This window comes from Xylophilus sp. GW821-FHT01B05, assembly GCA_038961845.1.
Classification (GTDB): Bacteria; Pseudomonadota; Gammaproteobacteria; order Burkholderiales; family Burkholderiaceae_C; genus Xylophilus.
The window spans coordinates 250,251-271,741 of sequence record CP152408.1; the positions used below are offsets into that span (position 1 = coordinate 250,251).

The 21,491-nt window shown below is 67.3% G+C and carries 25 protein-coding genes; 12 read left to right on the forward strand and 13 right to left on the reverse strand.

Annotated features, from left to right (window positions below; genetic code table 11):
* Position 1 precedes the first annotated feature (1 nt).
* From AAFF27_01150 to AAFF27_01160, 3 genes are all read right to left on the reverse strand, one after another.
* Positions 2 to 859, reverse strand: a complete 858-nt coding sequence (locus AAFF27_01150) for a transporter substrate-binding domain-containing protein (GenBank protein ID XAH23822.1) — start codon at positions 857 to 859, stop codon at positions 2 to 4.
* Positions 860 to 937: 78 nt separating this feature from the next.
* Positions 938 to 1,786: a transporter substrate-binding domain-containing protein gene (locus AAFF27_01155; GenBank protein ID XAH23823.1), complete on the reverse strand. Its 849-nt coding sequence runs from the start codon at positions 1,784 to 1,786 to the stop codon at positions 938 to 940.
* 68 nt (positions 1,787 to 1,854) lie between these two features.
* Positions 1,855 to 3,516, reverse strand: a complete 1,662-nt coding sequence (locus AAFF27_01160) for a rhodanese-like domain-containing protein (protein XAH23824.1) — start codon at positions 3,514 to 3,516, stop codon at positions 1,855 to 1,857.
* 173 nt (positions 3,517 to 3,689) lie between these two features.
* On the opposite strand from AAFF27_01160, the gene AAFF27_01165 reads away from it, so the two are divergent.
* Together AAFF27_01165 and AAFF27_01170 are read left to right on the forward strand one after the other, a co-directional pair.
* Complete coding sequence (locus AAFF27_01165; GenBank protein XAH23825.1) at positions 3,690 to 4,673, forward strand: tripartite tricarboxylate transporter substrate-binding protein; 984 nt, start codon at positions 3,690 to 3,692, stop codon at positions 4,671 to 4,673.
* Between the two features lie 21 nt (positions 4,674 to 4,694).
* Entirely contained in the window at positions 4,695 to 5,807 is a 1,113-nt protein-coding gene (locus AAFF27_01170) for an LLM class flavin-dependent oxidoreductase (protein ID XAH23826.1), read from the forward strand.
* 100 nt (positions 5,808 to 5,907) lie between these two features.
* On the opposite strand, the gene AAFF27_01175 is transcribed toward AAFF27_01170, so the two are convergent.
* Positions 5,908 to 6,330, reverse strand: a complete 423-nt coding sequence (locus AAFF27_01175) for a hotdog fold thioesterase (protein ID XAH23827.1) — start codon at positions 6,328 to 6,330, stop codon at positions 5,908 to 5,910.
* A gap of 214 nt (positions 6,331 to 6,544) precedes the next feature.
* The gene (locus tag AAFF27_01180) at positions 6,545 to 7,762 is read right to left on the reverse strand and encodes an alpha-hydroxy acid oxidase (GenBank protein XAH23828.1); all 1,218 of its coding nucleotides are present in this window, start codon (positions 7,760 to 7,762) and stop codon (positions 6,545 to 6,547) included.
* Positions 7,763 to 7,814: 52 nt separating this feature from the next.
* On the opposite strand from AAFF27_01180, the gene AAFF27_01185 reads away from it, so the two are divergent.
* From AAFF27_01185 to AAFF27_01200, 4 genes are all read left to right on the forward strand, one after another.
* A complete protein-coding gene (locus tag AAFF27_01185; protein ID XAH23829.1) occupies positions 7,815 to 8,747 on the forward strand; it encodes a LysR family transcriptional regulator in 933 nt (310 codons plus the stop codon).
* 87 nt (positions 8,748 to 8,834) lie between these two features.
* Positions 8,835 to 9,110 (forward strand): helix-turn-helix domain-containing protein, encoded by a 276-nt coding sequence (locus AAFF27_01190; protein XAH23830.1) that lies wholly within the window; start codon positions 8,835 to 8,837, stop codon positions 9,108 to 9,110.
* Positions 9,110 to 10,378 (forward strand): type II toxin-antitoxin system HipA family toxin, encoded by a 1,269-nt coding sequence (locus tag AAFF27_01195; GenBank protein XAH23831.1) that lies wholly within the window; start codon positions 9,110 to 9,112, stop codon positions 10,376 to 10,378. Before AAFF27_01190 ends, AAFF27_01195 begins: the two co-directional genes overlap by 1 nt.
* Before the next feature lie 66 nt (positions 10,379 to 10,444).
* Positions 10,445 to 11,158 (forward strand): YebC/PmpR family DNA-binding transcriptional regulator, encoded by a 714-nt coding sequence (locus AAFF27_01200; protein ID XAH23832.1) that lies wholly within the window; start codon positions 10,445 to 10,447, stop codon positions 11,156 to 11,158.
* 90 nt (positions 11,159 to 11,248) lie between these two features.
* Here the strand turns inward: AAFF27_01200 and AAFF27_01205 are convergent, their stop codons facing one another.
* Both AAFF27_01205 and AAFF27_01210 read right to left on the reverse strand, forming a co-directional pair.
* Positions 11,249 to 11,713 (reverse strand): ribonuclease HI family protein, encoded by a 465-nt coding sequence (locus AAFF27_01205; protein XAH23833.1) that lies wholly within the window; start codon positions 11,711 to 11,713, stop codon positions 11,249 to 11,251.
* On the reverse strand, positions 11,710 to 12,627 hold the full coding sequence (locus AAFF27_01210; protein ID XAH23834.1) for a LysR family transcriptional regulator: 918 nt from the start codon (positions 12,625 to 12,627) through the stop codon (positions 11,710 to 11,712). The genes AAFF27_01205 and AAFF27_01210 overlap by 4 nt, the downstream gene beginning before the upstream one ends.
* A gap of 114 nt (positions 12,628 to 12,741) precedes the next feature.
* Between AAFF27_01210 and AAFF27_01215 the strand changes: the two genes are divergently transcribed.
* From AAFF27_01215 to AAFF27_01230, 4 genes are read left to right on the forward strand one after another with little or no spacing between them, the layout of a single operon-like run.
* Positions 12,742 to 12,981 carry a DUF1427 family protein gene (locus tag AAFF27_01215; protein ID XAH23835.1) on the forward strand — a complete coding sequence of 80 codons (240 nt, stop codon included), beginning with the start codon at positions 12,742 to 12,744 and terminating at the stop codon, positions 12,979 to 12,981.
* Positions 12,971 to 14,830, forward strand: coding sequence for an amidohydrolase (locus AAFF27_01220; protein XAH23836.1), 1,860 nt, complete (start codon positions 12,971 to 12,973; stop codon positions 14,828 to 14,830). Before AAFF27_01215 ends, AAFF27_01220 begins: the two co-directional genes overlap by 11 nt.
* The gene (locus AAFF27_01225; GenBank protein ID XAH23837.1) at positions 14,830 to 15,270 is read left to right on the forward strand and encodes a DoxX family protein; all 441 of its coding nucleotides are present in this window, start codon (positions 14,830 to 14,832) and stop codon (positions 15,268 to 15,270) included. Before AAFF27_01220 ends, AAFF27_01225 begins: the two co-directional genes overlap by 1 nt.
* Positions 15,254 to 15,931: a YoaK family protein gene (locus tag AAFF27_01230; protein ID XAH23838.1), complete on the forward strand. Its 678-nt coding sequence runs from the start codon at positions 15,254 to 15,256 to the stop codon at positions 15,929 to 15,931. Before AAFF27_01225 ends, AAFF27_01230 begins: the two co-directional genes overlap by 17 nt.
* On the opposite strand, the gene AAFF27_01235 is transcribed toward AAFF27_01230, so the two are convergent.
* From AAFF27_01235 to AAFF27_01260, 6 genes are all read right to left on the reverse strand, one after another.
* On the reverse strand, positions 15,932 to 16,198 hold the full coding sequence (locus tag AAFF27_01235; protein XAH23839.1) for a DUF2164 domain-containing protein: 267 nt from the start codon (positions 16,196 to 16,198) through the stop codon (positions 15,932 to 15,934).
* A complete protein-coding gene (locus tag AAFF27_01240) occupies positions 16,195 to 16,728 on the reverse strand; it encodes a hypothetical protein (protein XAH23840.1) in 534 nt (177 codons plus the stop codon). The genes AAFF27_01235 and AAFF27_01240 overlap by 4 nt, the downstream gene beginning before the upstream one ends.
* A gap of 17 nt (positions 16,729 to 16,745) precedes the next feature.
* Positions 16,746 to 17,078, reverse strand: a complete 333-nt coding sequence (locus AAFF27_01245; protein ID XAH23841.1) for a multidrug efflux SMR transporter — start codon at positions 17,076 to 17,078, stop codon at positions 16,746 to 16,748.
* Complete coding sequence (locus AAFF27_01250) at positions 17,075 to 17,641, reverse strand: TetR/AcrR family transcriptional regulator (protein ID XAH23842.1); 567 nt, start codon at positions 17,639 to 17,641, stop codon at positions 17,075 to 17,077. Before AAFF27_01250 ends, AAFF27_01245 begins: the two co-directional genes overlap by 4 nt.
* 163 nt (positions 17,642 to 17,804) lie before the next feature.
* Positions 17,805 to 18,914 (reverse strand): helix-turn-helix domain-containing protein, encoded by a 1,110-nt coding sequence (locus AAFF27_01255; GenBank protein XAH23843.1) that lies wholly within the window; start codon positions 18,912 to 18,914, stop codon positions 17,805 to 17,807.
* Positions 18,865 to 19,839, reverse strand: coding sequence for a tripartite tricarboxylate transporter substrate-binding protein (locus AAFF27_01260; protein XAH23844.1), 975 nt, complete (start codon positions 19,837 to 19,839; stop codon positions 18,865 to 18,867). Before AAFF27_01260 ends, AAFF27_01255 begins: the two co-directional genes overlap by 50 nt.
* Positions 19,840 to 19,941: 102 nt before the next feature.
* On the opposite strand from AAFF27_01260, the gene AAFF27_01265 reads away from it, so the two are divergent.
* Entirely contained in the window at positions 19,942 to 20,715 is a 774-nt protein-coding gene (locus AAFF27_01265; protein ID XAH23845.1) for a DJ-1/PfpI family protein, read from the forward strand.
* 106 nt (positions 20,716 to 20,821) lie between these two features.
* Complete coding sequence (locus AAFF27_01270) at positions 20,822 to 21,439, forward strand: YitT family protein (GenBank protein ID XAH23846.1); 618 nt, start codon at positions 20,822 to 20,824, stop codon at positions 21,437 to 21,439.
* Positions 21,440 to 21,491 lie beyond the last annotated feature (52 nt).

Below are 21,491 nucleotides of genomic sequence, written 5' to 3' on the forward strand. Positions count from 1 at the left end.
GTCATGGCTTGTCTTGCTCGAAGGGCGCGCGGTCAAACTGGCCTTGCTGCGCCTTCTGGTTGCCGGATTGGATGTAGGCGTCCGGGATGCCGTACTTGCGCGCGGCGGCCAGCAGCAGGCCGGAGCGGTGCCAGTCCTGGATCGCCTTGTCGACGAAGGCCACGGTGTCGGCCTCGCCACGGCGCGTCCAGACCACGGTGGGTGAGGGGATCAACTGGTCTTGCGTGGCCAAGGCGTAGTCCTTCCACTCGCCGGCGCTTGGGCCGTGCAGCGTCTGGTAGAGCGCGGGCTGGATGTGCACCGAGGCGGCGCAGGTGCCGCCCTTGAGCGCCAGCAGCGATTCGGGGATGCCGCGCAGGCCCTTGACGATGGCGCCATAGGTCTCCTGCAGCGGCCGCGCAAAGTTGCTGCCCTGCGACACGCAGGCCACCTTGCCGCGCAGGTCTTCCCACTTGGTGATGCCGCTGGATTTGGCGACCATGGCTGCGCCGCCAATCAGGTCATAGGGCGTGGGCGCAAAGCTCAGGATCTCGCTGCGCTCTTGTGTCCACTGGATGTTGGCGATCAGCAGATCGACCTTGCCGGCCTGCAGAAACTGCACGCGCGTGGCGGCGGTGACGGGCACCGTCTCCAGCTGCACGCCCAGGCGCTTGGCGATGTCGCTGGCCAGGTCGGTCTGGTAGCCCGCGGTCTTGCCGGTGGCAGTGTCCAGGTAGCCAAAGGGCGGGTTGGGCCCGTCGATGCCAACGGCGATCTTGCCGCGCTGCTTGATCTTGTCGAGCGTGGCGTCGGCATGGGCGGCACCGGCGGCCAGCAAGGCCAGGGCCGACAGCAGCGGTATGAAGGAACGGAATCTCATGGCAAAAGCACTCCCCGGCCACGCACGGGCGGCCTTTGAGAACAAAAAGAAAAGGGCGCAGCGCGCCCTGTCAGCGGATCAGGACGCTGCGGCCTTGAACTTGGCTTGCAGCTCAGGCAGCAGCGGCTGCGCCGGCGTGATGCCCAGGCGCTTCTCGGTGTCGATCAGCCAGCCGCTGCGGTGCCATTGCTGCACCACCTTGTCCACTGCGGCGATGGTGTCGGCCTCGCCCTTGCGGGCCCAGACCACCGAGGGCGCGGGTGCGATCTCGTCCGCAATCGGTGCCGCGTAGGCCGCCCATTCCGCATTGCCGCGCAGCAGCGGGTGGATCAGCGTGGCGTCATGCACGGCGGCCACGCAGTTGTTGCCGCGCAGCGCCAGCAGCGATTCGGCCGAGGTCTTGAAGCCGCGCACCTGCGCGCCGTACTGCTCCTGCAAGGGCTTCACAAAGCTGCTGCCCTGCGAGGCGCACACCGTCTTGCCACGCAGGTCTTCCCACTTGGTGATGCCGCTGGTCTTCAGCACGGCCGCCGTGCCGCCCACGCGGTAGAAGGGCGTGGGCGCATAGCCCAGGATCTCGCCGCGGTCGGCGTTGTATTCCATCGATGCGATCAGCAGATCGACCTTGCCCGACTGCAGAAACTGCACGCGGTTGGCCGGCTGCACCTGCACCAGCTCGGCCTCCACGCCCAGGCGCTTGGCCAGGTCGCGCGCCAGCTCGGGGTTCCAACCCACCAGTTGCTGCGTGGCCGGGTCTATCGAGCCGAACGGGCCACCATTGGCGAGCACGCCAATGACTACCTTGCTGCGTTGGTGGATGCGCTCCAGCGTGGCGTCGGCATGGGCGGTACCGCCTGCCAGGCACAACGCGGCTGCGAGTGCGGCGGCAATACGGTGGGCGGGGCGAAAGAGGTGCGCTGGCTGCATGGAATCAGACTGAAACGAAGAAAGGGGCGCATCTTCCCGCGCCCCCTACACCCCTACAAGGAAGGCTTTCAGATATCGATATGTGCTGCGGCGGGCAGGCGGAACACCGCCAGTTCCTCTGGCGCGCACTGGGCCAGCAGGCCGGTTTCCCATTCCAGATAGCGGCGCGCCGCGTCCAGGTTGCCGTCGTGCCGGTCGTGCACAAAGAACAGGTAGTCGATCGCGTCGTGGTCGGTGGGCAGGTTCGGTGTCGACTCTTGTGGCCAGCCGGCGGGCTCGGTGGCGGCGGCCGGGGCCCAGGCCAGCGACTGCCAGCCGGCCTCGCGCAGGTCTTGCGCGGCCAGGCGGGCCACGGCTTCTTCCGTGGCCAGCAACAGCACCGGGCGCAGGTGGTCACCCTGCGTGGCGGCGCGCACGTCGGCCACCAGGCGCGGGCGGATCGACCAGGCGGCGCCGCGCGCATGGCGGTGGCGGTAGAGCTGGGACGGCCGCAGGTCTATCACCAGCGGCTGGCGGCCCGGCGCCTGGCGCAGCGTGGACAACTCTTCAGCCGTGCGCTCAGGCACGGCCGGCGGCAGCGGCAATGCGGGCGTGCGGGGCACGCGCAGCGCAGCCCGGGTGCCGCCTTCGACCACGGCGGCCTCCAGCCCCAGGCGCTGCAGCCAGGCGGCCACCACGGGCGCGCGGATGCCCTCGTCGTCCAGCAGCAGCACGCGCGCGCCGCGCACGGCCAACTGCAGGTCGGCCGCCTGCAGCAGCTGGCCGCCGGGCGCATGGCGCGCGCCGGGCAGGCTGCCGGCGGTGAATTCACCAGCGGTGCGCACGTCGAAGACAAAGGTATTGCGTGCGGCGTCATCCAGCCAGGCCTGCGCGGCGGCAACGCTCAGCACTGGCACGCCGCTGCGCTGGGCAAAGGCCTGGGCGTCGGCGCGGGCCGTGTCTTGTTGCGCGGCGTCGGGGGCGGCGGGCAGCGTGCGTTTGCTGCCGCGCTCCAGCGCCAGGCCGGCCAGGGCCCAGCCCTGGGTGCCGTTCTCCAGTGCCAGCACCGGGTTGGGCAGGCCCAGGTCACGCAGGATCTGCGCGCCGATGATGCTGCGCGTGCGGCCGGCGCAGTGCACCACCACGGGCGTGGTGGCGTCAGGCACCAGCGCACGCCAGCGCAGGGCCAGCTCGCCGTTGGGCACGGGGATCGCGCCCGGGATGGTCATCTTGTGGTGCTCTTCCAGCGTGCGGCCATCCAGCAGCACCAGCGGCTCGCCGCTTTGCAGGCGCGCGGCCAGCTCCTGGGCACTGATGTGGGGTACGTCGAAGGCGTGCTCCACCTGCTCGCCAAAGGTCTTGCTTGGCAGGTTCACGCCCTGGAACAGCGCGCGCCCGGTGGCGGCCCAGGCCTCTGCGCCGCCGGCCAGCACCGACACCTGGCTGTAGCCGAGCGCGGCCAGCCGCGCTGCCGCGCGCGCCGCCACGCCGGGCGAGGCCGCATCGTCGAACACCACGGTGCGCGTGCTGGCACGCGGCACCAGGCGCGGCGCTTCCAGCTCCAGCCGGCTGTAGGGCAGATGCACCGCGAAGAAGGGGTGGCCTTCACCGTACTGGCCATGCTCGCGCACGTCCAGCAGGGCGATCTCGCCGCCGTCCTGCAGCCACTGCTGCAGGGTGCTGGCGTTGATGGCGGGGGCAGCCACGGTGGGTTGGGTGGCAAGCGGTTCGGCGACGGCGGTATCGGACATGGCGAGGCGATCAAGGGGCAATAAGCGCGCGACCATATCGGCCGCAGGCTGCTGCGGGCTACGAAGATTTGCGCATAAGCATGCGCGTTCCGTGGCTTGCTTGGCGCCTGCATGAACTCATGCGGCCTTCTTCGTTGCCGGCGGTGGCGCTGCTTCCCAGAATGGGCCGCACCATGATCCACCATCGCAGCCGCCGCCGTTTTCTCTTCACCGTGGGCGCGGCCGGCGGCGCCATCGCCGCAAGCCCCTGGGGCGCGGCCCACGCCCAGGCCTATCCAGAGCGCGCGCTGCACCTGGTGTCGCCCTACCCGCCCGGTGGCACCAACGACCTGGTGGCCCGCGTGGCCGGCCGCAGGCTGTCGGCCTTGCTGGGCCAGCCGGTGGTGGTGGACAACCGCGGCGGTGCCGGCGGCACGCTGGGCACGGCGGCCGTGGCGCAGGGCGCGGCCGACGGCTACACGCTGCTCAACGCCTCCAGCGGCAACCTCACCTCGGCGCCACAGGTGCTGGGGGCTTCCTATGACCCGCTGGCTGACCTGGTGCCGGTGGGCTTCCTGGGCCATATCCGCTTCGTGTTGGCGGTACACCCTTCGGTGCCGGCCACCACGCTGGCAGAGTTTCTGGACTACGCGCGCCGCAACCCGGGCCGCATCAACTACGGCACGGCGGGCAATGGCACCGGCGGCCATATCGCGGGCGAGTACCTGCGGCTGCGCACCGGCATTGACATCGTGCACGTGCCCTACCGTGGCTCGGCACCCGCGCTCAACGATGCGGTGGCCGGCCACGTGCAACTGGTGCTGGACCCTTTGGCCGCGCCCTATGTGCGCGCCGGCAAGCTGCGCGGCCTGGCCTATTCGGGTGCCAGCTCGGCGCCTGACCTGCCCGGCGTGCCGGCCATCGACGCGGCCGGCGTGCCGCGCTGGGAGGCCACCAATTTCTTCCTGGCCGCCGTGCCGGCGCACACGCCGCCGGCCGTGGTGCAAGCGCTGCTGCAGGCCTACGACGCGCTGGCACGCGATGCGGCGGTGGTGGCTGAGCTGAAGGCGCTGGGCGTGGAGATCGCGCCTCTATCCCAGGCGCAGATCACGCAGTTGCTCAAGTCCGAGATCGCGGTGAACAACCAGGTGATCGCGCGTGCCGGCATCCAGGCCTGACTTTCTCCGCAAGGTACATCCATGACGCTATCGCTCTTCGGCACGCTCTACCCCCGGCTGTTCTCCGAGACCATTCCGGCCGAGGGCCCGGCCTTTGACATTGCCCACATCGAGCGCGTGGCCCGTGCCCATGAAGCGGCCGGCTTCGATGGCGTGCTGCTGCCGCACAACGCGGGCTGGGCCGACAACTTTCTGACCGCCGCGCGCGCCGCAGGCGTTACCGAGCGGCTCAAGTTTCTGCTGGCGCACCGGCCCGGCTTTGTTGCGCCGACACTGGCCGCGCGCAAGCTCGCCACGTTGGACCACTTCACCGGCGGGCGCCTGCTACTGCACGTGGTTACTGGCGGCCGCGATGCCGAGCAGCAGCGCGACGGCGATTTTTTAGACCACGACCAGCGCTACGAGCGCACGGATGAGTTTTTGGACATCGTGCGCCGCATCTGGCGCAGCCCGGCGCCTATCGACTACCAGGGGCAGCATTACCGCGTGGCCGGCGCGTTCTCTGAGCTAAAGCCGCTGCAGCAGCCGGCCATCCCGATCAGCTTTGGCGGCGCGTCGGATGCCGCCATCCGCGTGGCGGCGCGGCATGCCGATCTGTACGCGCTGTGGGGCGAGACGCTGGAGGGCACGCGCGAGCTGATCGCCCGCGTGCGCGCCGCCGCCGTGCCCCGGGGCCGCGACCCGGGCTTCAGCATCTCGATCCGCGTCATCGTCGACGACACCGAGGCGCTGGCCTGGCAGCGCGCCCGCGAGATCGCCGAGCGCACGCGCGAGGTCGGCCTGTGGAGCGCCAAGTCGCCCGTGTTTGGCGGCCACGTGCCACCGCCGCAGGCAGAGAACGAGGGCTCGCGCCGCCTGCTGGCCTTGGTCAAGAAGGGCGAGGTGCTGGACGAGCGCCTATTCATGGGCGTGGCCAGCGCCACCAATGCACCGGGCAACACCACCGCCATCGTCGGCACGCCCGAGCAGGTGAGCGCGGCGCTATTGGCCTATTACGACCTGGGCGTGCACAACTTCCTGTTCCGCGGCTTTGACCCGCGCACCGACGCCGATGACTATGGCCGCGCGCTGGTGCCGCTGCTGCGCGCTGGTGCGGCCGAGCGCGATGCGCGTGGGGCGCGGCGCTTGGCTTGATTCGCCCCCCGTTCGGGCTGAGCTTGTCGAAGCCTGGGCCCGTACCTAGCAGCCCAACGACCGGCTCAGGGCGAACGGAGCTACTGGAACAGTACGGCCCTCAGCGAGGAGCCAATACCGCCATCGTGATGCGCGACACGCAGGTCAACTGCCCCGCGTCATTCACCATGTCGATCTGCCAGACCTGCGTGGTGCGGCCAATGTGCACCGGCCGCGCGGTACCGGTCACCCAGCCCTCGCTGGCGGAGCGGATGTGGTTGGCGTTGATGTCCAGGCCCACGGCGCGGTGGCCTTCCGGGCTGCTGTAGGCCGCGCCGCAAGAGCCCAGCGTTTCCGCCAGCACCACCGACACGCCGCCGTGCAGGATGCCGTAGGGCTGGCGCGTGCGCTTGTCCACCGGTACGCGGCCACGGATGAAGTCATCGCCCACCTCCAGAAACTCCATGCCCAGCAGTTCGGGCGCGGTGTCGGCGTGGTGGGCGCGCAGGATCTCGAGGCTCAGGGGTTTTTGCCAGATGGCCATCGCAAGTTTCTCCAGGTTGTATGGGTCAAATATGGCTTCAGCCCAATAGCTGCCTGGGCTGATAGCTATTAATAGCATAGCTTGACGGGCACGGCAAGCGCAGCCGGCAGTCTAGGGCGAGCACCTTGTGGTGGCCGTCCGGCAGGGACGCCTGTGCGTCAGGAATTTTGAAGAAATATGCCTTTTGCCAAGGCCCTGCCTGGGCTATTAGCTACTAATTAGATAGCAAGCAGCTCGCATCCAGTGCCGCGACATCGGCCAGGCCCAGCATGGCCAGGTCGCGGTCCACCTCGGCGCGCAGCAGGTCCATGGCGTGGTCTACGCCGGCGCGGCCGCCCACGGCGGCGGCGTACATGAAGGGCCGGCCCACAAACACGCAGGCCGCGCCCAGCGCCAGCGCCTTGAGCACATCGCCGCCACGGCGCACGCCGCTGTCGAGCATCACCGGCATGCGCGCGCCCACCGCATCGACGATGGACGGCAGCACGCGCAGCGGCGCGGCGGCACCGTCCAGCTGGCGCCCGCCGTGGTTGGAGACGATCACGCCGTCGGCGCCGTGCTGCAGCGCCAGCCGCGCGTCGTCCGGGTGCAGGATGCCCTTGATGACCAGCGGGCCCTGCCAGCGTTTGCGGATGGCGGCCACGTCGCTCCAGTCGAGGTGGTCGCGGCCGGTGGTGTCGCGCACCGCGCGTGCCGACACCACTGGTGCGCCGCGCTCGGCAAAGGAGTTTTCGAAGTGCGGCATGCCGTGCGCCAGCAGCGTGCGCGCAAAGGTGCCCAGCAGCCAGCGCGGGTGCGTCAGCCCGTCCCAGGCCAGCCGCAGGCTGGGCCGCAGCGGGGTAGAGAAGCCGGTGCGCACGTTGTTCTCGCGGTTGGCCCAGACGGGGATGTCCACCGTCAGCACCAGCGTCTCGAAGCCGGCCGCAGCCACGCGGTCTATCAGTGCGCTGATGCGCTCGCGCTTGCCTGGCAGGTAGGCCTGGAACCAGGTGCCCGGCGCGGCCTGGGCCACGTCCTCCATGCGGATCAGCGACGAGCCGCTCATGATCGCCGGCACGCCCGCGCCCTGCGCCGCCTGCGCCAGCACCAGGTCGCCGCGATAGGCCGACAGCGCGCTGATGCCCACCGGCGCCACGCCAAAGGGCGAGGCATAGCGCTTGCCAAACAGCGTGACGGCCTGGCTGCGCTGCGACACGTCCACCATCACCCGCGTGCGAAACGCGTGCGCGGCAAAGGCCTGGCGGTTGGCCGTGCGCGCCATGTTGTCCTCGGCCGCGCCGGCGATATAGCCAAACAAGGGCCGCGGCAGGTGGCGCTGCGCGGCGGCCTCGAAATCATGCAGCGACAGCACGCGCCGCAGCCGGCGCGGCAGGCTGCTGGGAGGCGGCGCATAGGCCGCGCGATGGGTGGAAGACTCGGTAGTGGATGGCATGGCGAGGGCAGACGAAACAGGGCGCCATGCTAATGCCGGCTAGCATCGCCGCATGACCAACGCCGGCCTGCCCCGCATCGACGATGACATCAGCTTTCGCAAGCTGGAGGTACTGCTGGCCTTCATGGACACCGGCAACCTGGCCCGCGCCGCCGAGCGCCTGGGCACCAGCGCCGTCAGCGTGCACCGTGCGCTGCATTCGCTGGAAGAGGGCGCGCGCTGCGCGCTGTTTCGCCACCAGGGCCGCAACCTGATCCCGACCGAAGCCGCCCAGGTGCTGGCCGAGGTCGCGCGCGAGGTGCTGGGCAGCATGGCCGAAGGCCTGCGCGCCACCCGCGCCGCCGCCGGCCACGCCGACGGGCGCATCAAGCTCGGCTCGCTCTACTCGCTCACCATCCAGCTCGTGCCCGAGGTCATCGTTGGCCTGCGCCAGCGCCGCCCCAACCTGCAGGCCGAGCTGGTGCTGGGCTCCAACGCCGAGCTGCTGGAGAAACTGCGCCAGGGCACGCTAGACGCCACCCTGATGGCCCTGCCAGACCCCGAGCCCGGCATCGTCTCGCTCCCGCTGCTGGAAGACGACATGTACTTTGCCGCCCCGCTGGGCTCGCCCTATGCGGCGCTGCAGTCCATCGACCTGCGCAACTGCGCCCAAGAGCGCTTTGTGTCCTTGGGCGAAGGCTTTGCCACCCAGCGCGGCTTTCGCGGCGCGTTCGAGGTGGCCGGCTTCGCGCCCGAGGTGGCGATGCAGGTCGGCGACATCTTCTCGCTGGCCAACCTGGTCAGCGGCGGCGTCGGCTACACCCTGCTGCCCGGGCGCGTGCGCAGCATCTTCGGCCACAAGCTGCAGTTCATCGCGCTGGAGGAAAAGTACCGCGCGCGCCAGTCCATCGGCTTGTCCTTCCTGAAGCCACGCGAGCGCGACCCGGATCTGCTGCTGTTGGCCTCGGTCTGCCGGGTGGTGGTGGGGGCGGGGCGCTTGGGATAGATGTAGATTGTCCTGATCGGTAATTTTCATTGACTTGCATCAGAAAATCCAAGTAAAGTTACTGATCGGTAACTTAACGGGGCATCTATGGACACGCAAGTAAATCCATTACCGCTCGGTAATGGGATTGGCCCAGGCCAGCCCGTCCGCTCGGCCATCGATCTGGGTGCGCTGGTGCGCGCGCAGCGCCGGCAGCAGGCGCTTACGCAGCAAGAGGTCGCGGGCCTGGGCAATACCGGCAACCGCTTCATCGTCGAGCTGGAGCGCGGCAAGCCCACGGTGCAGCTGCAGAAGGTGCTGGACCTGATCGATCTGCTGGGGCTGGAGCTGGTGCTGCGGCCCAAGACCCCCCGGGTACCGTGATGGCAGCGCGCCCCACGCAGCTCGACCTGTACCTGGACGCGCAACTGGCTGGCGTCCTCCACGACACATCGCCCTTGGCCTTCGCCTATGCGCCCGGCTGGCTGGCGCAGCCGCGGCCCATGGCCGTGGCTGCCATCGCGCTGCAGCCGGGGCTGCAAAGCGGCCCGGCGGTACTGGCGTTTTTTGAGAACCTGCTGCCCGAGGGCGAGCTGCGGCAGTACCTGGCGCAGCAGAAGAAGGCCTCGACCCTGTTCTCGCTGCTGCTGGAAGTGGCGGGCGATACCGCCGGGGCCTTCGTCATGCTGCCGGCGGGGCAAGCGCCTGCCGCGCCGCGCTACGAGCCGACTACCTGGGAGGCGCTGGCGCAGCGCCTGAATGCGCCCCTGGCCGCCGCGATGGATCTTGCGAGCGAGGGCGCGCGCATCTCCCTGGCCGGCGCGCAGGACAAGGCCAGCCTGGCAATCTTCGGCGACGGCGCGCCGCGCCTGCCGCAGGGCACGGCGCCTTCCACGCACATCTTGAAGCCCGACATCCGGCGGCTGGGCCAGGTCTGGCAATCCGCCGCCAACGAGGCCATCGTGATGCGTGCCGCCGCGCTGTGCGGCCTGCCCACGGCCGAGGTGTTCTACGAACCGGTGACCCAATCCTGCGTGGTGCGCCGCTTTGACCGCACCCTGCGCGCCGATGGCAGCCTGGGCCGGCTGGTGCAGTACGACATGTGCCAGCTGGTCGGCACTGTGTCAGAGCACAAGTACGAGAAGGAAGGCGGCCCCAGCCTGGCCGCCTGCGCCGAGCTGGTCCGCCGCTACAGCAGCCAGCCAGCGCTGGACCTGCGTGAACTGCTGCGCTGGGTGTTCTTCAATCTCTACGTGGGCAACAACGACAGCCACGCCAAGAACCTGTCGGTCTACTACCGACCGGAGCAGGGCGTGCGCCTGACGCCCTTCTACGACCTGATGTGCACGCGCCTGTACCCGGGCCTGTCGCCGGAGTTTGCATTCGCCATCGGCGGCGAGACCCTGCCGGGCGCCATAGGCCGCGCGCAGATCGACGGCATGGCGGTAGCGCTGCGCATGCAGCCGGCCTTTGTGCGCAAGGTGGCCGCAGACATGGCGCAGGTCCTGCCCGGTGCCATTGCACAAGCGGCTGAGGCCATGGCACCCCTGCTGCCCCGTGCGGCGCACAGCCTGTCGGAGCGCCTGCTGGCCTTCGTCGCCACCACGACCCGGAAGACGGCCGCGCGCATTGCAGGCGCCGGTGGTTTATAACCAGCCCCTTTCCGCAACACACCAGACACCGGGCGCCACGTGCGCCAGAACACGAAGGAAGATCACATGGGCGCCCAATGGAAAGCCAAAGGCAAGGCCGCTGCAGCAGACGCGCGCGGCAAGCTCTTTGGCAAGCTTGCCAAGGAAATCATGGTTGCCGCGCGCAGCGGCGCGGACCCGGCCGCCAACTCCAAGCTGCGGCTGGTGGTAGAGCAGGCACGCAAGGTGTCCATGCCCAAGGAGACGCTGGAGCGCGCCATCAAGAAGGGCGCCGGCCTGACCGGCGAGACCGTGAACTTCGAGCACGTGATGTACGAGGGCTACGGCCCGCACCGCGTGCCGGTGATGGTCGAATGCCTGACCGACAACGTGAACCGCACCGCGCCCGAGATGCGCGTGCTGTTCCGCAAGGGCCAGTTGGGCACCTCGGGCTCGGTGGCCTGGGATTTCGACCACCTGGGCCTGATAGAAGCCGAGCCCGCCACGCCGGGCGCTGACCCCGAGCTGGCCGCCATCGAGGCCGGCGCGCAGGATTTCGAGCCGGCAGAGGAAGACGGCTCCACCCTGTTCCTGACCGACCCGACCGACCTGGACCTGGTGAGCCGCGCCCTGCCGGCGCAAGGCTTTACCGTGCTGTCGGCCAAGCTGGGCTACAAGGCCAAGAACCCGGTCGATCCGGCCACGCTGAGCGCCGAGCATTTGGCCGAGGTGGAAGACTTCCTTGCGGCCATCGACGCCAACGACGACGTGCAGAACATGTTCGTCGGCCTGGGCAACTGAGCCCACATCCCGCTCGGGCTGAGCTTGTCGAAGCCCTACCCGCATCTGCCAGCCCAACGACCGGCTAAGGGCGAGCGGGGAGCAATGCGGCTAGCGCCGCCGCTTTTTAAACGGCTTGGGCGGCGCCTTCGGCGCCATGCCCAGCGCCGCACGCGCCAGTGTATCGGCCTCGCCGTTGCGGTGGCGCGGTATCCATTGCAGGCGGGCGTTGTCGAAGCTGTCCAGCAATGCACGCGCTTCGTCAAACAGATCCGCCAGGCGGGCGATGGGGGCAATGGGCGGGCCGGCGCGCGGGCCCAGTTGCTCGACCAGGATGCTGTTGTCGCTGTAGATCTGCAGCGCCGTGGCCTTGTGCTTTCTTAGCTCGATCAAGGCCGCCATCAGCGCCAGCAGCTCGGCCTCGTTGTTGCAGCCGATGGTGTGCGTGGCCCGCGACAGCGTGTGCCGCGTGCCATCGGGCGCCACCAGCACGGCCCCCAGGCCCATGCGCCCGGGGTTGGGCATGGCGCTGCCGTCGCAGTGGATGGTCCAGTGCAGGGAAGAGGTCTCGCTCACGCAAGCACCGTCTGCGCAGGCGCCAAAGTCGCCAGCGCCTCCACTAGAAAGTTGGTGAAGGCGCGCACGCGCCGTGGCATATGGGCGCGGCTGGGGAAGCATGCGTACAGCGCGATCTCGTCGCACCAATGGTCGGCCAGGCACTCTGTCAGCCGGCCCTGTCGCAGGTCGGCCTCTACGTCCCACAACGCCTTGAGGCCGATGCCCATGCTGGCCAGCACCCAGTCGTGCAGCACTTCGCCGCTGGTGCTGGAGAGGGTGCCGCGCACGGTCACCACGCGGCGCTTGCCGTCCTCCAGAAAGGGCCACTCGTCAAACACGCGACGTCCTCTGACGAGCCGGATGCAATCGTGCTGCAGCAGGTCGCCGGGCCGCATCGGCATGCCGTGCCGGGCCAGATAGTCCGGTGTGGCGCAGACGACGCGGCGGCTGGTGAGCAGCTTGCGCACGACTACGGTCGGGTCGTCGGGCATGCCGTTGCGCAGCACCATCTCCAGCTCGTCTTCCACCGGGTCAAGCCCCGCGTCCGACAGCACCAACAGCACTTCGAGCGATGGGCAGCGCTCCCGGAACTGCGCCAGCAAGGGCGCGATCACGCGGCGCCCCAACTCGGTCGGCACGCCTATGCGCAGCAGGCCGCCAACCGCGTCGCCCCTGGCCGATGCCTCGGCCTCTGCCTCGTCCACGTCGCGCAGGATGCGCACCGCGCGTTCGTGCAGCAGCGCCCCCTCTTCCGTCAGCATGAAGCGGCGCGAGTGGCGCTCTATCAGGCGCACGCCCAGCCGCGCCTCCATGGCGGCCAGGCGTCGGCTCATGGCCGGCGGTGAGCTTTCCAGCTCCAACGCTGCCTTGGAGAGGCTGCCGGCAGCCACGAGCCGGGTCAGAAGTTTGAGGTCGTTGATCTGGTCTGCCATAGCCCTAGCTGCCGTATTTTCCGAAAAGTGGAATCTTATGTTGCGCAATCCTGTATTGAACAGTTTGATACGCCGGGATATCTTTCAAAAAGTGAAATGTTGGCAAGAAACTGGATGAACTACATGCTGTCTCTCATCGTCGGGCTGGGCGTTGGCGCACTCTACGGGCTGCTGCAGGTCCGCTCGCCCGCGCCGCCGGTCATCGCACTGATCGGCCTGCTGGGCATGGTGGCTGGCGAGCAGGCGGTCTCGGCGGTCCGCAGCCACCTGCATGCCCCTGCGGCCGCGACGTCCAGTGCTGCCAATGCACCTCCAGCCTCGCCCCCCATGAAAGATGTACACCATGCACCCTGATCTGATCCTCACTCACGGCCGCTTCACCACGCTGGACCGGGCGCAGCCCGACCCCGAGGCGGTGGCGATCACCGGCGGCCGCTTCAGCGCCATTGGCGATGCCAAGGACATCATGCCGACACGCGGCCCGCAAACGCGCGTGATCGATCTGCGCGGCCGACGTGCCATCCCGGGCCTGATCGACAGTCACATCCACGTCATCCGGGGTGGCCTCAACTACAACATGGAACTGCGCTGGGACGGTGTGCCGTCGCTGGCCGATGCGATGGCCATGCTCAAGCGCCAGGCGCAGGCCACGCCCTCACCGCAGTGGGTACGAGTCGTCGGGGGGTTTACCGAGCACCAGTTCGCCGAGAAGCGCCTGCCGACGCTGGACGAACTCAATGCTGCGGCGCCCGACACGCCAGTGTTCATCCTGCACCTGTACGACAGGGCGCTGCTCAACCGCGCTGCCCTGCGCGCCGTGGGTTACACGCGGGATTCGGTCAATCCCCCGGGCGGCGAGATCGTGCGCGATGCGGCCGGCGAGCCCTCCGGGCTGCTGCTGGCGCGGCCCAACGCCACCATCCTGTATGCGACCCTGGCCAAGGGCCCGAAGCTGCCGCCCGAGCTGCAGTTGAATTCCACCCGCCATTTCATGCGTGAGCTCAACCGCCTGGGCGTGACCAGCGTGATAGATGCCGGTGGCGGCTTCCAGAACTACCCGGACGACTACGAGATCATCGAGAAGCTGCACGCCGACAAGCAGCTCACGCTGCGCATTGCGTACAACCTCTTCACACAGAAACCCGGCAGCGAGGCCGAGGATTTCACGCGCTGGGCCGGGCTGGTCAAGCCAGGCCAGGGCGACGACAGCTACCGCGCCAACGGCGCCGGCGAGATGCTGGTGTTCTCCGCTGCCGACTTCGAAGATTTCCGCGAGCCGCGGCCCGAGCTGCCGCAGAACATGGAAGAAGACCTGGAGCGCGTGGTGCGCGTGCTGGTGCAGAACCGCTGGCCCTGGCGCATGCATGCCACGTACAACGAGTCGATTGACCGGGCGCTCGACGTGTTCGAGAAGGTCAATCGCGAGATCCCCTTCGATGGCTTGCACTGGTTCTTCGACCATGCGGAAACCATCAGCGACAAGAACATAGACCGCATCGCGGCGCTCAAGGGCGGCATTGCCATCCAGCACCGCATGGCCTACCAGGGTGAGTATTTCAGCGAGCGCTACGGCGCCCGGCAGGCAGAGGCCACGCCGCCAATCGCGCGCATGCTGGCCGCGGGCGTGCCGGTGGGCGCGGGCACCGATGCCACGCGCGTGGCCAGCTACAACCCGTGGGTGTCCCTGTCATGGCTGGTGACCGGCAAGACCGTGGGCGGCGCCCAGCTCTACCCGCCCGCCAACCGGCTCGACCGTGAGCAGGCGCTCCGGCTGTGGACCCAGGCCAACACCTGGTTCTCCAGCGAAGAAGGCAAGAAGGGCAGCATGGTGGTTGGCCAACTGGCGGACCTGGCGGTGCTGTCGCAGGATTACTTCAAGGTCCCGGAGAGCGACATCGCGCATCTGTCGTCGGTGCTGACCGTGCTGGGCGGTGAAGTCGTGCATGGCGAGGCCGAGTTCAGCGACCTGGCACCACCCCTGCCGCCGGTGCTGCCAGAGTGGTCCCCCGTCAAGCGCTTTGGTGGCTACCAGCAGCGCCGGCTGGGCCAGCCAGGCGCAGCGCGGATGGCGGCGCTGTGCAACTGCAGCACGGCCTGCGGGGTCCACGGCCACCAGCATGCCGCCACGCTCGGCCGCCAGATTCCTGCCAGTGACGCGCAGGGCTTCTGGGGGGCCTTCGGCTGCGGCTGCTGGGCGGTGTGATGGCGCCCGTTCCGCAGCCTATCCGTGCGTTGCTGGCCGCGCCCTTGTTTGCACTGCTGGCGCGTATCGCGCTCACCTGCGCGTTCTGGTGGGGCGGCTTTGGCAAGCTGTTCGACTTCCAGGGCGCGGTAGCGGAGGCGCAGCACTTCGGCCTGGCGCCGGCGTGGGCGGTTGCAGCCCTGACCATTGCCGTTGAACTGGGCGCGTCGGCCCTGCTGATCGTCGGCCGGCTGTCCTGGCTTGCCGCCGGTTCCCTGGGCGTGTTCACCATGCTTGCCACCTTGGTTGCACACAACTTCTGGGCCTTTCATGATCCGGCTGAGCGCTTTCGGGAGTTCAATACCTTTCTTGAACACATCGGCTTGGTAGGCGGCCTCGCGCTGGCGGCCGTGCTGGCCAGTGCAACAGACACAAGGGCAAGCCATGAACCCACAGCCTGAACACGAGGTGCGCGTAGTGAGCACGCTGAAGGCCTTCACATCGGGGTTTGTAGACACCCTGGGCTTTGTTGCGCTGTTTGGCATGTTTACCGCGCATGTCACTGGCAATTTCGTGCTTGTTGGTGCATCGGTGGCAAACGGGCACCCGGGCGTCATCGGCAAGCTGCTGGCCCTGCCGATGTTCGTGCTCGGCGTTGCGGGCACGCGTGCCTATCTGCTGTTGCTGGAGCGCAGGCAGCGCGCCGTCGCCGTGCCGGTGGTGACCGCCGAACTCGTGCTGTTGCTGGCCTTCATGCTGGCCGGCGTCTGGGCGGAACCCTTTGGCAGCGCTGACGCCTGGCCCACCATCATCGTGGGCATGGTTGGGGTGGCCACCATGGCGGTGCAGAACACCGCGTCCCGGCTCACCTTTGCCTATCTGGGGCCGACCACGGTGATGACCGGAAACGTCACCCAGATCGTGATCGACCTGGTCGACCTCATGAGCGGCGCCGCCGCACCTGGGACCCGGGAGCGCATGCGCAAGACCTGGCCGGCGGTGCTTGCCTTTGCCGTGGGGGCGATTGCTGGTGGCCTGGGCTACCGGCTGGCGGGCTTCTGGTCTTTGTGCGCTCCAGCCGTTGCGCTGGTGTTGATCCTGCTCAGGGTGCGCCTGCAGTAGTCATCCACCGCGGCCATGAGGCGTGCGCCAGTACGCAAACTCTTGCTCGTGGATCTCGATGTCCAGCTCCATCACCTGCGCCTGCACGCGCTCCTGCACATCCGTCACGGCGCGGTTGTAGATGGTTGGCCCGATCTCCTTCAGGAAGAACTCCAGCAGTTGGCCGGCGGTGACGTTGCCTATGGGCTCGTCCATGTTCTCGCGGAAGAACCGCTCTATGGAGGACACGGCGGCCTTGCGCGCGTCCTTGCTCAGTTCAATCGTCATCGCATTGATCTTTCATAGGCCCGGTAAGTCTGTTGTTCCGGCACCCGCCAGCCCAGCCTGAGCGTGCAGGCCTGCGGGCTGGCCGCCGTGTCCCCGCAGCACGCCTGGTGCGCGGCCAGTTCGGCCTTTTCCCAGGCGCGTGCCGCATCCAGGAAGGTCGCGGCCGGCAGGGCTTCTTCCGGGTAGCCCAGCGCGCCCCATGAATCGCGGGCAAAGATGGCGCGCGCACCGGCCGCCGGCGATACATTGGCCGCCCGGAACACCTCCAGCGCCGCCGCCACGCCCAGCGCAAGGCTTTGCGCGCTGGCGCCCTCCATGTCGATGCTCAGCTCCATGGCGCTGGGCTCCACCCAGCACAGCTCTTCCATCGAGCGCACGTAGTTGTCTGCGCCCATGCTGGGTTCAAGCTCCCGCCAGTGCGGCTCGGTGGCCAGTCCACGGGCAAGCTCGGTGAGGGATTCCGTCGCCATGCAGGGCCAGCGGCAAGCCGCCTGCGCCGCAAAACCGGTGATCCATTGTTCGTCGTCCATGCTGGCTGCCTGCATGTTCAATGCGCTTTCGAAAACAGGTTGATGACGGCCACGCCCGTAATCACCATGGCCATGCCCAGCATGGTGGGGACATTCAGGCTTTCCTTGTAGTACAGCCAGCCTATGAGCGAGATCAGCACGATGCCCACCCCCGACCATGTGGCGTAGGCCACGCCCGTGGGCAGTGTCTTCAGCGTGAGCGACAGAAAGTAGAAGGCCGTTGCGTAGCCCAGCACCGTGATCACGCTGGGCACGGGCTTGGTAAAGCCCTCGGTCGCCTTCAGGGCGGCAGTGGCAATCACTTCGCTCACGATGGCAATCGCGAGGAAGCCGTAGTTCCAATAGCTCATGCGGGCTCTTCGCTGCAGAGCTTCAAGAGCAGGGCCAGCAGATCGGCCCGCCGCGCGGTGTCCAGCGCGTAGATGTCGAACATCTGCGCCGACCACAACCCATCTGCGGCCAGCCGGCACAGCAAAAGCCGGTTGGCATTGCCCCGATCCCCGCCATCGGCCAGCAAGGCCGCAGCGCAAGCGTCGCGCCAGCGCGCGGCATAGGGCGCCCAGCTCAGGCCCAGCGAAAGAACCGCGCGGTGCGTGGCGACATCGCTTGCATTGTCAAAAACCAGCTTGATGTAGGCGCGCGCATGCCGCCCGGGCGTGTCTTCTTCCGCCTCCAGCATCTGCTGCAGTTGCGCCTCGAAGTCCGCAAACAGCGTATCGAACAAGGTATCGAGCAGCGCCTGCTTGCTGGGAAAGTGGTGCTGCAGCCCGCCCTTGGTGACCTGTGCCCGCTTGGCCACCGCATCCAGCGTCACCGCGTGTGCGCCTTCGGTGGCGACGATCTGCAGGGTGACATCCAGCAGTTGCTGGCGGACGAGTTCGGGTTGCTTGGGGCGGCGATTGGCTAGGGACATAACAATCCAGCTGGATGGATTGTTTGATGTTAGCGTGCTTGTCCGTCGGGTTTGTGAATGGCCTTGGGGTGGTGTGGGGGCATTTGGAGCGGCGCAGCGGGTCCGCAGCGGCCATGCGCTTTTCTCCAAACCTGACCTTCATCCGAAGGTCCCACGTAGGTATTCAAGCCGCGTGGCGACTACTGCCGTGCCTGCCCCGCGGGCGTGCTGCCGCTTCCGGCTTCCGGTGCACATCGAGCTGCTCTCTGAATGCCATCGGCGCAAGCCCCAGTACGCGTTCGAAGACGCGCACCATTTGCTGACGTCCAGAGAAGCCACAGCGCAGGGCGATTTTGTCCATCGACAGATGGCTGCCTGAAAGCAGTTCACGCGCCAAGTCGACCTGCGCCGCGCGGATGTATTCGCTTGGCGAAAGACCAAAGACTTCCTTGAACGTGCGGGACAGCTGGCGCGTACCAAGGCACACGTGCTCGGCCACCTGCTCCACCGTGACGCCGTCCTCCAGATGGGCCAGGATGTAGTCCGTTGCCCGGCTCAGGCGGTCCGATGTGCCACCGTAGGCGTCCAGAGCAGCGCTTCGCTGCCCTTGGCCCGGAGAACGTACCCTGAAGACGACCAGCTCGCGTGCAATAGCCAGCGCAAGCTCGCGGCCAAAATCCTCGTCCACCAGGCTCAGGGCAAGCTCGATGCCCGCCGTTGCTCCAGCCGAGGTAAAGAATTTTGCGTCGCGCGTGAAGAGGGCATCCTCAAGGACGCAAACGTCAGGGTACAGCTGTACGAAACGGGCGACATGCCCCCAATGCGTCGTCGCCCGCTTTCCGGCAAGAAAGCCGGACTCCGCGAGCACATATGCGCCGGTGCACACCGACCCGATCCGTCGCACGCGCGGCTCGACGGCCTGCAGCCAATTGCTCAGGTGGAGGTCATGTTTGGCGTTCATCACACCGGGCCCGCCGGCAATGATCAGCGTGTCGAACGCGCATATCTCTGGGGGCGGTAGCGCGCTGGTTTGAAGACGCAGCCCCGACGAAGTCACGACTTCACCTCCGAACGAAGAGATCGCGGTGAGCCGATAGCGATCGGGCTGGTCCGGGCGGCGCAAATGGTGGTTTGCCCGGCCGAATACATCGGCCGGGCTGCTCGCATCGAGCAGCAGTACGTCGCTGAAAACGACGATGCCGACTTCCCGAGTCCTGCCGTACGGTGTCGCGGATGGACGAGCGTCAGTCCGCAACGAATCCGATGTCTTTGACAATTTGCTTCCATTGGACATATTCGTTCCGCATCGTTGCTGCAAGGAGTGCCGGGTCTCCATCACCGATTTCGAGCCCCGCGGCCAACAGCATGGCACGTAACTCATGGTCCATCACCACCTTGCGCAGGGCGGCGCTGTAGCGGGCCACAGTCTCCGGGCTCGCACTTCGGCTAAGGAAGTACGAGAACCACTCCCTGTTCACCAGGTCCTTGAATCCCGCCTCGGGGAAGGTGGGGACATCGGGAAGCTGCGTTGCACGCGTCTGCCCGGTCACGGCAAGAATCCTCAACTTGCCGGCGCGGTGGTGCTCCAGGATGTCACTGGGTGCCAGGAAAGCAAAAGGAATCTGCCCGGAGAGCACGTCGGCCAGGGCGGGGGCGGAGCCACGGTAAGCGACATGGGTGAACTCGCAGCCCAATGCGCGCGCAAACAGAACGCCCGAGAAATGGAAGACGCTGCCCGAGGCGGGCGAACCATAGAAGCCCAGCTTCTGGTTTTGCCGGATCAAGGCTGCGGCCTCCGCCAGTGTCTTCACCGGCAGGTTCGCCGCGCTGACGAATGCGATCGGCGCGGTCGCAACCGTTCCGAGGGGAACAAAATCGTGAACCGGGTCGTAGCGCAGGTTGCGGTAGGTGTGCGGGTAGATGACCATCGAAGAACCGATGGTTTGCAGCAGCACGCTGCCATCGGATGGCGCACCCCTTGCGTACTCGATCGCCAACTGCCCACCGGCCCCCGCCTTGTTGTCGACGATGACGCTGGCTTGCAGGTTGGTTGCCAGCAGCGGTGCGACTGCTCTTGCGATCCGATCGCCGGTTGCGCCGGCCGGGAAGCCCACCAGGAGCCTCACCATGCTGGGGTGCGAGTCCTGCGACATAGACAGCAACGGCTGCATCAGCGCGAGCGCACCCAGCATTTGAATGGATTCTCGTCGGTTGCTCATGACCCACCTCGTAGCTGCCGAAGGGCAGCTTTGAGTGCAAGTCTTTCTGTGAGGAATCGACAGTGCCGGACTTTGACAACTGATTCCGGGACATCCGCCGCCTTGCTGCTGTTGCGTGTCCACAAACAAGCACTGTTTGTCCAACGCGAACCCGGGCCGCCGGGCAAAGTATTCGGCATGAACTTGAAACATAAAACCCGAATCGGCATGCTTGCGTTCCCGATGATGACCTCGCTGGACATCCTTGGACCCTTTGAAGTGTTGGCGCGTGCGCCGGACTGCCACGCGGAATTGGTTTGGAAGGATCGCAATCCCATCAAGGGCGACACCGGGCTCACGATCATTCCCGACCAAAGCTTCGGTGAGGCCCCGCAGTACGACGTGCTGGTAGTGCCTGGCGGCCCCGGCCAGACCCCGCTGATGGACGACGAGGAGGTGATGCAATTCCTGCGCCAGCAGGCGCTCGGTGCTGGACTGGTGACCTCGGTCTGCACTGGCTCCCTGTTGCTCGCGGCGGCCGGTCTGCTGACAGGACGCAAGGCCACATGCCATTGGCTGTCTATCGACCAACTGGCCCTGTTCGGCGTCGAGATCGTCCCCGACCGGGTCGTCGTGGATGGAAACAGGATCACCGGTGCTGGTGTGACCTCTGGTCTCGATTTCGCCTTCACCGTGCTTGAAGTACTCCGCGGGGCCGAAGCCGCAAAGTCGCTTCAGCTGATGCTCGAATACGATCCGGCCCCGCCGTTTCAGAGCGGCCACCCCCGCGTGGCCGCCCCAGAGCTCGTCGAGAAGGTCCGGCTCTCGGCGCAGGGCATGTTGCGGCAGCGTCGAGAGGTCTCGGCACGCGTCGCCCAGCGGCTGGAAAACCAATGACTGCCGTGACTGACGGATATGGCACTACCCGGACGAGGCTGCAGCCGCGCGTGACGCTCGCGGTTTCGTGCAGGGCATAAGCCTGAAAATGCGCCGATCGTGGCCAATGGACCGACGTTCCGCCGCAGTGCCGCCCCGCCCTCACAGCACGCGCGAGGATCTCTACGGTGTGGCGCTCGGAATATTCTTCTGCGCCGTCGGGATTGGCCTCCTGTACCGAGGCGAGATGATCACAGGCGGGATCGCCGGCCTCTCGCTGCTGCTCTCCCTGTTCGTTCAGCAGCCTGTAGGAGGCTTGGTCTGGATATGGAATGCGCCATTTGTCGCCTTCGCATTCGTCGCCATGGGGCAAGGCTTTGGCGCAAAGACATTGGTCGTGAGCACCGTACTCGGTATCGCGGTTGCGCTGCTCGGCCGTTCACTGATCGTTTCCGAGATTTCCCCTGCTTTCTCAGCCATCGGAGGCGGCACGCTGTTGGGCACGGGCATCCTCTTTCTCGCCCGGCACAACGCATCGTTGGGAGGGACGGGCGCCGTGGTCCTTTGGCTGCAGAGACGGTACGGCCTGAACGCCGGCGTGGGCCAGTTGATGATCGACGCGCTGCTCTTCGTTGTTGCGTCAATGTTCCTCCCTTGGCGAACCATTGCTTGGTCGCTCCTCGGCACCCTCGCCATGAATGCAATGGTCATCGTTTGGCACAAGCCTGGCAGGTACCAGGGCTGAGTTCCCGCCAGTGCATCGCAGGTGCATGTGGCGGCGCTTGACCGAAAGGTGT

Excerpts from the sequence above, each read along its gene's own strand:
- AAFF27_01230 (XAH23838.1), top strand. The coding sequence starts at position 15,254 with ATGAACCCACAGCCTGAACACGAGGTGCGCGTAGTGAGCACGCTGAAG.
- AAFF27_01210 (XAH23834.1), bottom strand. The coding sequence starts at position 12,627 with ATGGCAGACCAGATCAACGACCTCAAACTTCTGACCCGGCTCGTGGCT.
- AAFF27_01150 (XAH23822.1), bottom strand. The coding sequence starts at position 859 with ATGAGATTCCGTTCCTTCATACCGCTGCTGTCGGCCCTGGCCTTGCTG.
- AAFF27_01165 (XAH23825.1), top strand. The coding sequence starts at position 3,690 with ATGATCCACCATCGCAGCCGCCGCCGTTTTCTCTTCACCGTGGGCGCG.
- AAFF27_01155 (XAH23823.1), bottom strand. The coding sequence starts at position 1,786 with ATGCAGCCAGCGCACCTCTTTCGCCCCGCCCACCGTATTGCCGCCGCA.
- AAFF27_01245 (XAH23841.1), bottom strand. The coding sequence starts at position 17,078 with ATGAGCTATTGGAACTACGGCTTCCTCGCGATTGCCATCGTGAGCGAA.
- AAFF27_01190 (XAH23830.1), top strand. The coding sequence starts at position 8,835 with ATGGACACGCAAGTAAATCCATTACCGCTCGGTAATGGGATTGGCCCA.
- AAFF27_01180 (XAH23828.1), bottom strand. The coding sequence starts at position 7,762 with ATGCCATCCACTACCGAGTCTTCCACCCATCGCGCGGCCTATGCGCCG.
- AAFF27_01200 (XAH23832.1), top strand. The coding sequence starts at position 10,445 with ATGGGCGCCCAATGGAAAGCCAAAGGCAAGGCCGCTGCAGCAGACGCG.
- AAFF27_01175 (XAH23827.1), bottom strand. The coding sequence starts at position 6,330 with ATGGCCATCTGGCAAAAACCCCTGAGCCTCGAGATCCTGCGCGCCCAC.
- AAFF27_01270 (XAH23846.1), top strand. The coding sequence starts at position 20,822 with ATGGACCGACGTTCCGCCGCAGTGCCGCCCCGCCCTCACAGCACGCGC.
- AAFF27_01240 (XAH23840.1), bottom strand. The coding sequence starts at position 16,728 with ATGGACGACGAACAATGGATCACCGGTTTTGCGGCGCAGGCGGCTTGC.
- AAFF27_01235 (XAH23839.1), bottom strand. The coding sequence starts at position 16,198 with ATGACGATTGAACTGAGCAAGGACGCGCGCAAGGCCGCCGTGTCCTCC.
- AAFF27_01255 (XAH23843.1), bottom strand. The coding sequence starts at position 18,914 with ATGTCCAATGGAAGCAAATTGTCAAAGACATCGGATTCGTTGCGGACT.
- AAFF27_01195 (XAH23831.1), top strand. The coding sequence starts at position 9,110 with ATGGCAGCGCGCCCCACGCAGCTCGACCTGTACCTGGACGCGCAACTG.
- AAFF27_01160 (XAH23824.1), bottom strand. The coding sequence starts at position 3,516 with ATGTCCGATACCGCCGTCGCCGAACCGCTTGCCACCCAACCCACCGTG.
- AAFF27_01220 (XAH23836.1), top strand. The coding sequence starts at position 12,971 with ATGCACCCTGATCTGATCCTCACTCACGGCCGCTTCACCACGCTGGAC.
- AAFF27_01170 (XAH23826.1), top strand. The coding sequence starts at position 4,695 with ATGACGCTATCGCTCTTCGGCACGCTCTACCCCCGGCTGTTCTCCGAG.
- AAFF27_01250 (XAH23842.1), bottom strand. The coding sequence starts at position 17,641 with ATGTCCCTAGCCAATCGCCGCCCCAAGCAACCCGAACTCGTCCGCCAG.
- AAFF27_01225 (XAH23837.1), top strand. The coding sequence starts at position 14,830 with ATGGCGCCCGTTCCGCAGCCTATCCGTGCGTTGCTGGCCGCGCCCTTG.
- AAFF27_01215 (XAH23835.1), top strand. The coding sequence starts at position 12,742 with ATGAACTACATGCTGTCTCTCATCGTCGGGCTGGGCGTTGGCGCACTC.
- AAFF27_01185 (XAH23829.1), top strand. The coding sequence starts at position 7,815 with ATGACCAACGCCGGCCTGCCCCGCATCGACGATGACATCAGCTTTCGC.
- AAFF27_01260 (XAH23844.1), bottom strand. The coding sequence starts at position 19,839 with ATGAGCAACCGACGAGAATCCATTCAAATGCTGGGTGCGCTCGCGCTG.